13 protein-coding genes are annotated in these 10,865 nt (G+C 66.1%); 11 read left to right on the top strand and 2 right to left on the bottom strand.

What is annotated here, in order from left to right; all coding sequences use genetic code 11:
• Positions 1–236: 236 nt before the first annotated feature.
• Both fumC and EWE75_RS20285 read right to left on the bottom strand, forming a co-directional pair.
• Entirely contained in the window at positions 237–1,622 is a 1,386-nt protein-coding gene (gene fumC, locus EWE75_RS20290; protein ID WP_130159919.1) for a class II fumarate hydratase, read from the bottom strand.
• Between the two features lie 252 nt (positions 1,623–1,874).
• Positions 1,875–2,357 (bottom strand): SspB family protein, encoded by a 483-nt coding sequence (locus tag EWE75_RS20285; protein ID WP_069204993.1) that lies wholly within the window; start codon positions 2,355–2,357, stop codon positions 1,875–1,877.
• Between the two features lie 102 nt (positions 2,358–2,459).
• Between EWE75_RS20285 and hisB the strand changes: the two genes are divergently transcribed.
• The 11 genes from hisB (at position 2,460) to infA (ending at position 10,740) form a co-directional block, all read left to right on the top strand.
• Positions 2,460–3,047 (top strand): imidazoleglycerol-phosphate dehydratase HisB, encoded by a 588-nt coding sequence (gene hisB / locus EWE75_RS20280; RefSeq protein WP_093222985.1) that lies wholly within the window; start codon positions 2,460–2,462, stop codon positions 3,045–3,047.
• A gap of 133 nt (positions 3,048–3,180) precedes the next feature.
• Complete coding sequence (gene hisH, locus EWE75_RS20275; protein ID WP_130159918.1) at positions 3,181–3,786, top strand: imidazole glycerol phosphate synthase subunit HisH; 606 nt, start codon at positions 3,181–3,183, stop codon at positions 3,784–3,786.
• A 139-nt stretch (positions 3,787–3,925) separates the two neighbouring features.
• Positions 3,926–4,660 carry a 1-(5-phosphoribosyl)-5-[(5-phosphoribosylamino)methylideneamino]imidazole-4-carboxamide isomerase gene (hisA, locus tag EWE75_RS20270; protein ID WP_130159917.1) on the top strand — a complete coding sequence of 245 codons (735 nt, stop codon included), beginning with the start codon at positions 3,926–3,928 and terminating at the stop codon, positions 4,658–4,660.
• Entirely contained in the window at positions 4,660–4,896 is a 237-nt protein-coding gene (locus EWE75_RS20265; protein ID WP_130159916.1) for a hypothetical protein, read from the top strand. Before hisA ends, EWE75_RS20265 begins: the two co-directional genes overlap by 1 nt.
• Positions 4,893–5,660 carry an imidazole glycerol phosphate synthase subunit HisF gene (gene hisF / locus EWE75_RS20260; RefSeq protein WP_130159915.1) on the top strand — a complete coding sequence of 256 codons (768 nt, stop codon included), beginning with the start codon at positions 4,893–4,895 and terminating at the stop codon, positions 5,658–5,660. The genes EWE75_RS20265 and hisF overlap by 4 nt, the downstream gene beginning before the upstream one ends.
• Positions 5,661–5,784: 124 nt before the next feature.
• The gene (locus EWE75_RS20255; protein WP_130159914.1) at positions 5,785–5,979 is read left to right on the top strand and encodes a hypothetical protein; all 195 of its coding nucleotides are present in this window, start codon (positions 5,785–5,787) and stop codon (positions 5,977–5,979) included.
• Positions 5,976–6,293 carry a phosphoribosyl-ATP diphosphatase gene (locus EWE75_RS20250; RefSeq protein WP_130159913.1) on the top strand — a complete coding sequence of 106 codons (318 nt, stop codon included), beginning with the start codon at positions 5,976–5,978 and terminating at the stop codon, positions 6,291–6,293. The genes EWE75_RS20255 and EWE75_RS20250 overlap by 4 nt, the downstream gene beginning before the upstream one ends.
• 33 nt (positions 6,294–6,326) lie before the next feature.
• Positions 6,327–6,707 carry a histidine triad nucleotide-binding protein gene (locus tag EWE75_RS20245; RefSeq protein ID WP_130159912.1) on the top strand — a complete coding sequence of 127 codons (381 nt, stop codon included), beginning with the start codon at positions 6,327–6,329 and terminating at the stop codon, positions 6,705–6,707.
• Between the two features lie 103 nt (positions 6,708–6,810).
• Positions 6,811–8,379: an amino acid permease gene (locus tag EWE75_RS20240; RefSeq protein WP_130159911.1), complete on the top strand. Its 1,569-nt coding sequence runs from the start codon at positions 6,811–6,813 to the stop codon at positions 8,377–8,379.
• Positions 8,380–8,479: 100 nt separating this feature from the next.
• A complete protein-coding gene (locus tag EWE75_RS20235) occupies positions 8,480–10,420 on the top strand; it encodes an alpha/beta hydrolase family protein (protein ID WP_130159910.1) in 1,941 nt (646 codons plus the stop codon).
• Between the two features lie 101 nt (positions 10,421–10,521).
• Complete coding sequence (gene infA, locus EWE75_RS20230; RefSeq protein ID WP_010162480.1) at positions 10,522–10,740, top strand: translation initiation factor IF-1; 219 nt, start codon at positions 10,522–10,524, stop codon at positions 10,738–10,740.
• Positions 10,741–10,865 lie beyond the last annotated feature (125 nt).

Raw genomic sequence — 10,865 nt, 5'->3', positions numbered from 1 at the left:
TCTGGCACAACTTCGAACAACTCTCGAAAACCACGCACCTGCATCTCCCGGTCTTTCCAGAAGACGCTTCAGAATCCTTTTTCCTGCCCGGCGCTACTCCCTCCAGCTCAAATGCGATTCCCCTGCCTGGAAGGGAGGGGCGGGGGTGGGTCGGCTCGTGGCGGGCGGCACCTTCCCTCGCGAACCAACCCACCCCCGGCCCCTGCTTGTTCAAGGGAGGGGAGCTGGTTGCGACGTCACACCATCGTTTCCGGCCGCACCAGCCGGTCGAACATGTCGGCATCGACCAGGCCGAGGTCGAGCCCGGCTTCCTTGAGCGTCAGCCCCTCGGCATGCGCGTGCTTGGCGATCTTGGCGGCGTTGTCGTAGCCGATCTCGGGGGCGAGCGCGGTCACCAGCATCAGCGAGCGATCGACCAGTTCGGCGATGCGGCCGCGATTGGGTTCGATTCCGTCGACGCAGCGCTCGGCGAAGCTCGCCATGCCGACGCTGAGCAGATCGACCGAGCGCAGCACGGCGGCGCCGATCAGCGGCTTGAACACGTTGAGTTCGAGATGCCCCTGAAGCCCGCCGACCGTCACCGCCTGATGGTTGCCGATCACTTGTGCCGCGACCATCGTCAGCATCTCGCACTGGGTCGGGTTGACTTTGCCGGGCATGATCGAGCTGCCCGGTTCGTTGGCGGGCAGATCAAGTTCGCCCAGCCCCGAGCGCGGTCCGCTGCCGAGCAGGCGGATGTCGTTGGCGATCTTGGTGAGCGCGACCGCGAGCGTGTTGAGCCGGCCGGAGAAATCGACGAGCGTATCGTGTGTCGCCAGCGCCTCGAACTTGTTCGGCGCGGTCTCGAACGGCAGGCCGGTGAGCGCGGCGATCTCGGCGGCGATATCCTCGGCGAAGCCCGGCGGCGTGTTGAGGCCGGTGCCGACCGCCGTCCCGCCCTGCGCGAGCTTGCACAGGCCATGCTCGATCAGCGGCACCATCCGCGTCCGTGCGAGGCGGAGTTGTGCGTAATAGCCCGAGAATTCCTGGCCGAGCGTGACCGGGGTCGCGTCCTGAAGGTGCGTGCGGCCGATCTTGACGATATCGCCCCACGCTTCGACCTTGCGAAGCAGCGACGCTTCGAGCTGTTCGAGCGCGGGCACCAGCGCGCGGGTCGCAGCGAGCGCGGCGGCGATGTGGAGCGCGGTCGGAAAGCTGTCGTTCGACGACTGGCTCATGTTGACGTGATCGTTGGGGTGGACCGGCGCCTTGCCGCCGCGTTTGCCGGTGAGAATCTCGTTGGCGCGGCCGGCGATGACCTCGTTGACGTTCATGTTGCTCTGCGTGCCGCTGCCGGTCTGCCAGATGACGAGCGGGAACTGGTCGTCGTGGTCGCCTGCGATCACCTCGGCGGCGGCGGTGTCGATCGCGTCGGCGATCTCCGGCGGCAGGCCGTGGCGGCGGTTCACCCGCGCCGCCGCCTGCTTCACGATCGCGAGCGCGTGGATGATGCCGATCGGCATCCGCTCGGCCGCGCCGAACGGGAAGTTCTCGATGCTGCGTTGCGTCTGCGCGCCCCAATAGGCGGCGGCGGGGACATGGATCGCGCCGAGCGAATCGGTTTCGGTGCGGGTGTCGGTCATGCGAACCTCGGGGGCAAAGATGGCTAAGGTTGCCTATCCAGCAGTCGGTGGGCGAGCTGGCGGCGGCGGGCTCCGGCAAGGAACATGGCCACGCGAACATAGCGTATCAAGCGGGGTGTAGGACAGCGGTTCGCACGATTTCAGGCCGTCACGGGCGTAAATCCCGTGACGTCGGACGCGGCTTTGCCGCGCCGGCCGGCGGTTCGCGTCGCTGGCGCGACCGGCGCGCAGCTTTGCTGCTCGCCTCGCTTCCTATTTCTTCCGCTTGAAATCCACGCTCACGACGTTCGAGCCGTCTTCGACCGGAGTCACGGTCGGGCCGTCATTCTCGGCCGATTCCTGCGGGTCTGGGCCTTCGGGGCCTTCCTGCGCCTGGAAGCGCAGTTCGAAATTGACCGCCGGATCGTGAAAGCCGGTGATCGCCGAATAGGGGATCACCAGTTTCGACGGCACCTGATTGAAGCTCAGCCCGATCGAGAATTTCGAATCGTCGACCAGCAGATCCCAAAAGCGGTTCTGCATGACGATCGTCATTTCGTCGGGGAAACGCTCGATCAGCCGCTGCGGGATGTCGACTCCCGGCGCCTGAGTCTTGAAGGTGATGTAGAAATGGTGGTCGCCCGGCAGGCCGCCGTTCGACGCCACCGAACCCAGCACGCGCCCGACCACGGCGCGCAGGGCTTCCTGCACGATCTCGTCGTAGGGAATCAGGCTGTCGGGCATACCGTCGCTCATGCGCCCTTGGGTAGCGGGGTTTGGCGCAGGGTCAAGCGGGTGCGAACACGCACCCGGCACGGCCAAGATTGCATGACGGCGCACGCGCGCTATGGAGGCGCGATGCGTACCGCCACCATCTCGCGCTCGACCCACGAGACCTCGATCGACGTGACCGTCAACCTCGACGGCACCGGGCTTTATGAGATTTCGACCGGGATCGGCTTCTTCGATCACATGCTCGAACAGCTTTCGCGGCATTCGCTGATCGACTTGCATGTGAAGGCGGTCGGCGACCTGCATATCGACCAGCATCACACCGTCGAGGATACCGGCATCGCGATCGGCGAGGCGGTGGCCAAGGCGCTCGGCGACAAGAAGGGCATCCGCCGCTACGGCGACGCGCTCTCGCCGATGGACGAGACGCTGACGCGGGTGGCGCTCGATATTTCGGGGCGGCCGTATCTGGTGTGGAAATGCGACTTCACGATGCCGCGTTTGGGCGAGATGGATACTGAGCTGTTCGGCCACTGGTTCCACAGCTTTGCCGGCGCCGCCGGGCTGACGCTGCATGTCGAGCGGCTGTATGGCACCAACAACCATCATCTGATCGAAAGCGCGTTCAAAGGGCTGGCGCGCGCGCTGCGCACCGCGACCGAGATCGACCCGCGCAAGGCCGATGCGATTCCGAGCACCAAGGGGGTGCTGTGAGCGGGAATGCGGCGCGCCTGCTCCCCTCCCTGGAAGGGAGGGGCTGGGGGTGGGTCGGCCCATGCCGCACGGTAACCTCCGCCCCAAGCCGACCCACCCCCGCCCCCTCCCTTCCAGGGAGGGGAGAAGAAATATGACGCTTGCCCTGATCGATTATGGCGCGGGCAATCTGCATTCGGTGGCCAATGCGCTGAAGGCGGCGGGTGCGGGTGATGTCGTGATTACCGCCGATGCCGATGTCGTAGCGCGGGCCGACCGGATCGTCCTGCCCGGTGTCGGCGCGTTTGCCGCTTGCGCGAGCGCGCTGCGCGCGGTGCCGGGGATGGTCGAGGCGATGGAGCGGCGCGTGCGCGGTGATGGCGTACCGTTCCTCGGCATTTGCGTCGGCATGCAGTTGCTCGCCGAGACCGGCGAGGAGTTCGGCGTGCATGCCGGACTCGGCTGGATCGCGGGCAGCGTGCGGCGGCTCACCCCCGCCGATCCGGCGGCGAAAGTGCCGCACATGGGCTGGAACGATGTCGTGCCGGTCACCGCGCATCCGCTGATCGTGCCGGGCGAAGCGTATTTCCTGCACAGCTATGCGTTCGAGGGCGCCGATGTGGTCGCGACCAGCGACCATGCCGGGCCGGTGGTCGCGGCGATCGGGCGGGATAATATTCTGGGGGTGCAGTTTCACCCCGAGAAGAGCCAGGTTTATGGCCTCCAATTTTTGCGGAGGTTTCTGACATGGGCGCCGTGATCCTCCCCGCCCCACGCGTCATCCCAGCGCACGCTGGGATCTCCCGGTTTTGGCCGGACGCCCTCCCCCTGGAGACCCCAGCCTGCGCTGGGGTGACGGTTTGGGCTTCGCGCTGCGCACTATATATAACGGACATGCCATGACCCTCATCGTCTTCCCCGCGATCGACCTCAAGGGCGGTCAGGTGGTGCGTCTCGCCGAGGGCGATATGGCGCGTGCGACCGTGTATGGCGACGATCCCGCCGCGCAGGCGATGCTGTTCGCCGATGCCGGGGCCGGGCATCTCCATGTCGTCGATCTCGATGGCGCGTTCGCGGGCGATTCGGTCAATGGCGCGGCGGTGCGCGCGATCGTCGCGCGCTTCCCCGGCCGGGTTCAGCTCGGCGGCGGCATCCGCACGCGCGCGGCGATCGAAGGCTGGTTTGATATCGGTGTGGCGCGCGTGGTGATCGGCACCGCCGCGCTGGAGAACCCCGATCTGGTGCGGGGTGCCGCGCGCGACTTTCCCGGCGGGATCGTCGTCGCAGTCGATGCGCGTGACGGGTTCGTCGCGACCAAGGGCTGGGCCGATGTCTCGACCGTGACCGTCACCGACATGGCCCGGCGGTTCGAGGATGCGGGTGTCGCGGCGTTGCTGTTCACCGATGTCGGGCGCGATGGATTGCTCAAGGGCTGTAACGTCGAGGCGACGGTCGATCTGGCGCGCGCGGTGCGGATTCCGGTGATCGCGAGCGGCGGCGTGGCCGGGATCGACGAGATTCATGTGCTGGCGCGGCATGCGCAAGATGGCGTGGAGGGCGTGATTACCGGCCGCGCGCTGTATGATGGGCGGCTCGATCTGGCCGAGGCGCTGGCGGTGGCGAAGGGGGCGTGATGTCGTTTCTCTGCGGCTTGATACTTTTCGCGATAGGGGCCTATTGCGTCAGCCGCCTTCTCGAAGGCTTTCGAACTGGAGAGATGGAGCTCATATCAAGCGGATATCAGCCAACCTTCTTTCGGAAATTCGAGCCGATTCTGTTTTGGTGCGCCGCCGTCTTCAACGGTTTTCTCGCCGTGGTTTCCCTGGGCAGCGTCGCTATGGTGTTACTCAGGGAAGTTACTCGCAAATGACCGTCCGTGCGCGCGTGATTCCGTGTCTCGACGTCGCCAACGGGCGCGTCGTCAAGGGCGTCAACTTCGTCGATCTCAAGGATGCCGGCGATCCGGTCGAGCAGGCGCGCGCCTATGATGCGGCGGGCGCCGACGAATTGTGCTTCCTCGACATCACCGCCAGCCACGAGGCGCGCGGCACGATCCTCGACGTGGTGCGGCGCACCGCCGAAGTGTGCTTCATGCCGGTGACGGTCGGCGGCGGGGTGCGATCGGCCGAGGATGCGCGTGCGTTGCTGCTGGCGGGGGCGGACAAGGTCGCGGTGAACAGCGCGGCGGTGTCGCGGCCCGAGGTTGTCGCCGAGATTGCCGACCGCTTCGGCAGCCAGTGCATCGTCGCCTCGATCGACGCGCGGCGCAGCGGATCGGGGTGGGAAGTGTTCACCCACGGCGGGCGGCGCGGCACCGGCATCGATGCGGTCGCGCATGCGGTGCGGTTGGCGGAGCTTGGAGCGGGCGAATTGCTCGTCACCTCGATGGACCGCGATGGGACGCGTAGCGGCTTCGACCTGGAGCTGACGCGGACGATCGCCGATCTGGTCAGCGTGCCGGTGGTCGCCTCGGGCGGGGTCGGTGGCTTGGCCGATCTGGTCGCGGGGGTGGTCGAGGGGCATGCCAGCGCGGTGCTGGCGGCGTCGATCTTCCACTTCGGCGACGCGAGCATCGCCGACGCGCACGCCGCGCTGGCGGCGGCGGGGATTCCGGTGCGGCGGCCGGAGCGTTAAGCTGTGCTCCCGCGAAGGCGGGAGTCCAGACTCGGCGCGGAGCGCCGACGCGCTGCCGCGCGCGATTGTTCAGGACTGGACCCCGGCCTTCGCCGGGGAACGGAAAGGGTGTTACGCTTACCTCATGCCAGCCTCTCTTCTCTTCACCGCCTCCGTCGCGCACACCGGCGTGCCGGTCCCGCGCACCGCGCCGGCCGCGTCCGACATCGCCTTGTTCGTGATGGCGGCGATCGGCGTGTTCCTCGTCCGCCGCGCTTTGCGCAAACGCTTCACCAAGCCGCGGCAGAAGCCGCCGGTCGATCGGGACGGAACCGCATGACCGACTTCCTCGATACGCTCGAAGCGACGATCCGGTCGCGTAGGGGCGCCGATCCCGCCTCCTCTTATGTCGCCAAGCTGTTCGGCAAAGGCCGCGCCAAGATCGCGCAGAAGATCGGCGAGGAGGCGACCGAGGTGGTGATCGCCGCCGTCTCGGAAGGCCCCCAAGCGCTGACCGGCGAGGCGGCCGATCTTGTCTTCCACCTGCTCGTGCTGCTCGCCGATGCCGGGCTGAGCCTTGAGGACGTGCGCGCCGAATTGCGCCGTCGCGAGGGCGTTTCGGGGATCGACGAAAAGGCGGCGCGACCCGCCTGATCCCGTTCGGACTTTGCAAGAAAGGAGCCGACCATGCCGATCGACGCCACCCTGCCCTATGACGACCAGAACATCTTCGCGAAGATTCTGCGCGGCGAGATTCCGTCGCAGCGCGTCTATGAGGATGATTTCGCGATCGCGTTTCACGACATCAACCCGCAGGCGCCGACGCATCTGCTGGTGATCCCGCGCGGCGCCTATGTGTCGTGGGACGATTTCAGCGCGCGTGGCAGCGATGCCGAGATCGCCGGCTTCGTCCGCGCGGTCGGTACGGTGGCGCGGGCGGCGGGGCTGGTCGCGCCGGGATATCGGCTGCTCGCCAACACCGGACTCGATTCGCATCAGGAGGTGCCGCACCTCCACGTCCACATCTTCGCCGGGCGCAAGCTCGGGCCGATGCTCACGCGCGACTGACCCCGGTAAAGGGGATTGCGTGTCAGGAATTTACCACTAGGCTCAGCGACTTTCCGAAAGCCGGCCAACAGAGCCGATCGCCAGCCATTCCGGGGGTTTTTGAATGATTTTTGGGCGTGTCAAATCACTGGACGCGATTCTCGCCACGGCGGAAAAGAAAGGCCTGCATCGATCGCTCAGCGCCTTCCAATTGACCATGCTGGGGGTCGGCGCGGTCATCGGCACGGGTATCTTCGTTCTCACGTCGGAAGCGGCGCAAAAGGCCGGTCCCGGCATGTTGCTGAGCTTCGTCGTTGCCGGGTTCGTCTGTGCAGTGGCGGCGCTCTGCTATTCGGAACTGGCCTCGATGGTGCCGGTTTCGGGGTCCGCCTATACCTATACCTATGCGGTTACAGGTGAATTGCTGGCGTGGATGGTCGGCTGGGCGCTGATCCTCGAATATGCGGTCGGCGCGAGCGCGGTGGCGGTCGGCTGGTCGAACCATTTCGTCGGATTGCTGAACGGTCTTGGGTGGCATGTTCCCAATGCGATCAGCAACGCCGATGCGCTGATGGCGAACATGTACCTCGCGCTTGGGGCGGCCCCCAGCGCCGACCTCAACACGGCGCTGGCGACCGGCGGGTGGATCAACGTCCCCGCCATCGTCGTCATCGCCGCAGTGACCTGGCTGCTGGTGATCGGCACGACCGAGAGCGCGCGCGCAAATGCGGTGCTGGTGGCGATCAAGATCGTCGCGCTCACCGCGTTCATCGCGCTGACGCTGCCGGTGCTCAACGCCAAGAACTTCGATCCGTTCATGCCGACCGGGTTCGGCAATCCGTTCAGCTCGTCGGGGCTTGGCGTGCTTGGCGCGTCGGCGTCGATCTTCTTCGCCTATGTCGGCTTCGATGCGGTCTCGACCGCCGCCGAGGAGACCAAGAACCCGCAGCGCAACGTGCCGATCGGGCTGATCGCATCGCTCGCCATCTGCACGCTCTTCTATCTGCTGGTCGCCTCGGGCGCGATCGGCGCGATCGGTGCGCAGCCGGTGCGCTCGCTGTCGGGCGTGGTGCTGTCGCCGGGCACGCCCGAGATCGCCGGCCGTTGCGCCGCGATCGTCGCCTCGGGCGCGATCGAGCCGCTGGTGTGTTCGAAGGAAGCGCTCGTCCATGTCCTCGATGTGATCAACTGGCCGATGGTCGGGCGGTTCGTCGGGCTGGCGGCGGTGCTGGCGCTGCCGTCGGTGGTGCTGATGATGATGTTCGGCCAGACCCGCGTGTTCTTCACGATGGCGCGTGACGGCCTGCTGCCCGCCAAGCTCGCCTCGATCCACCCCAAGTTCCGCACGCCGCATGTCGTGACGGTGGTGACGGGCATCGCCGCGGCGTTCGCGGCGGCGATCCTGCCGGTGGGGAGGCTCGCGGATTATTCGAACGCGGGCACGCTGTTCGCGTTCCTGATGGTCGCGGTGTCGGTGATGGTGCTGCGCAAGACCGACCCCACCCGCAAGCGCCCGTTCCGCACGCCAGTGGTGTGGCTGGTCGCGCCGCTCGCGATCATCGGCTGCATCGGCCTGTACCTGTCGCTGCCGCTGACCGCCAAGCTGGTGCTGCCGGGCTGGGGCGCGATCGGGCTGGTGATCTATTTCGCCTACAGCCGCTCGCGCAGCCATGTCGCGCTCGGTCTCGACTGAGCCGACCAGAGCGGTCTGAACTTTCCGCTTTTCCGAAGACCCTCCACGGATTACGCTTCTCCCGCCGGTGCGCCGGCGGGGGAATGTCCGGGGGGATGACATGAAGGTTTTGCGTGCAGGCGCCGGTTCGGCGCTGTTGGCTTTGGGCGCGACCGCGCTGGCGCCGGTCGGGGCGCAGACTCCGCCCACGCCCGCCCCGCTGATCCCGCTTGAGGCGTTCGCCACCCTGCCCTTCATCGAAGCGCCGCAACTGTCGCCAGACGGCACGCGCCTCGCCGCGCGGATCGCGGTTCACGGCAAGCAGCGGCTCGCGATCATACCGCTCGCCGACAAGAGCAAGACGGCGTCGATCGATCCCGGCAAGCAGGATCTCAACGGCTGGCAATGGGTCAACGATCAGTGGCTGGTGGTCAGCGTCGGCAAGAGCCAGTCGGTCGAAGGCGACGATTTCTACGTCACCCGCGCGATCAGCGTCAGCGCCGATGGCAAGAAGCTCATCCCGCTCGGTGTCGATCCGCTCGGCCAGCACGCCGACGACATCTTGTGGACGGCGCACGACGGCTCCCCGCACATGCTGATCGCTATGCAACGCAGCATATATGAGGGGTCCGATTTCTGGCCCGAGGTGCGCGATTTCGATGTTTCGACCGGGCGCAGCAAATTGGTCGTGCATTCCACCGATACCGTGATGAACTGGTATGCCGACGGCGCCGGCGTGGTCCGCTACGGCGTCGGCTATGCCGACCAGAGCCGCAGCTATCGGGCACTATACCGCGACCAGCCGACCGCTTCATTCCGGGTGATCGAGCGGGCCAAGGGCGCGGGCAATTCGCTCGACAATAATCCCGCACTGTTCCTGCCCGAGCCGGGCAAGGCGCTCGCGATCCACGACGATGCCGAGGGTTTCTCGACGATCTATCCGCTCGACCTCAAGACGATGACGCGCGGCGCACCGCTCTATGCGGTGCCTGGATACGATCTCGACAGCCTGCTGACCTCCGACGACGGGACGCAGATGATCGGCGCGCGCTACACCGACACCTACCAGCACACGCATTGGACCGACCCGGTGCTGGCGGCGATCCAGGCCGATTTCGACAAAGCGCTCGGCAATCGCCGCGGGCAGATCGTGTCGTGGAGCCGCGACCGCTCGCGATTGCTCGTCAAGGTGGCGAGCGCGTCGATCCCTGGCAGCTATTATCTCTATGAGCCCAAGGAAGGGGTGCTGCACCTGCTCGTGCAGATCAACAACCAGCTTGCCGGCAAGCAGCTCGCGCCCGTCAAGACGATCACCTACAAGGCGCGCGACGGGCTTGAGATCCACGCAATTCTCACTCTGCCGGCCGGGCGCATGGCAAAAGACCTGCCGCTGATCCTGATGCCGCACGGCGGGCCGATCGCGCGCGACGACGAGAGCTGGGACTGGTGGGCGCAATTCCTCGCCAATCGCGGCTATGCAGTGCTCCAGCCCAATTACCGTGGCTCGTCCGGCTATGGCACCAAGTTCACCGATCTCGGCAAGGGCCAATGGGGCCTCGCCATGCAGGACGACCTGACCGACGCGGTGGCGTGGGCGACGCATGAGGGCCTCGCCGATGCCAAGCGCGTCTGCATCGTCGGCGGCTCCTACGGCGGCTATGCCGCGTTGCGCGCGGCGCAACGCGACAAGGGCGTTTATCGCTGCGCGGTGTCGTTCGCAGGCGTGTCAGACATGCCGGGGATGATCCGCTACGATGGCGCGTTCCTCAACGGCGGCCGCAGCAAGGATTATTTCCGCGAGCGCTCGCCCGATCTGACCGCCGTATCGCCCGCCAATTTCGCGGCCGATTTCTCGATTCCGGTGCTGCTGATGCACGGCGATGATGATCGCACCGTGCCGGTCAAACAATCGCGGCTGATGGTTTCGCGACTGAAGGCGGCGGGCAAGACCTATCGCTATGTTGAACAGCCCGGCGGCGATCACCATCTCTCGTCCGAGGCCGACCGGGTCCAGTTCCTCAAAGAACTCGAAGCGTTCCTGAAGCAATATAATCCCGCCTGAACCGCCCGAATGGCGGCATGGTAGCGGGCTGCTTCCCTTTGGAGCGCTTTCCCGCTATGGGCGCGCTTCATTTCAAAATTCGCTTTCACCCAGAGGTTTGTTTGGCAAAAGAAGAACTGCTCGAAATGCGTGGACAGGTTGTGGAGCTTCTCCCCAACGCCATGTTCCGCGTGAAGCTTGAGAACGATCACGAAATCCTCGGCCACACCGCTGGAAAGATGCGCAAGAACCGCATCCGCGTGCTGGTCGGCGACGAGGTGCTCGTCGAGCTGACGCCCTATGATCTCACCAAGGGCCGCATCACCTATCGCTTCAAGTGACGCCTGCGGGTGTCACGGGCGATGTGGCGACCTTCCCTCTCCGTTCGGGCCGAGCGCAGTCGAGGCCCCGGTCGCAGATGATGCGCGTGCCCCTCGACTTCGGCCCCTTGGGCCGAAGTTTATCC

This window comes from Sphingomonas populi, assembly GCF_004208535.1.
In the GTDB taxonomy this organism is placed as follows: Bacteria; Pseudomonadota; Alphaproteobacteria; order Sphingomonadales; family Sphingomonadaceae; genus Sphingomonas; species Sphingomonas populi.
The sequence above is the reverse complement of the archived record's forward strand: the minus strand, read 5'-3'. Positions and strand labels throughout refer to the sequence as shown.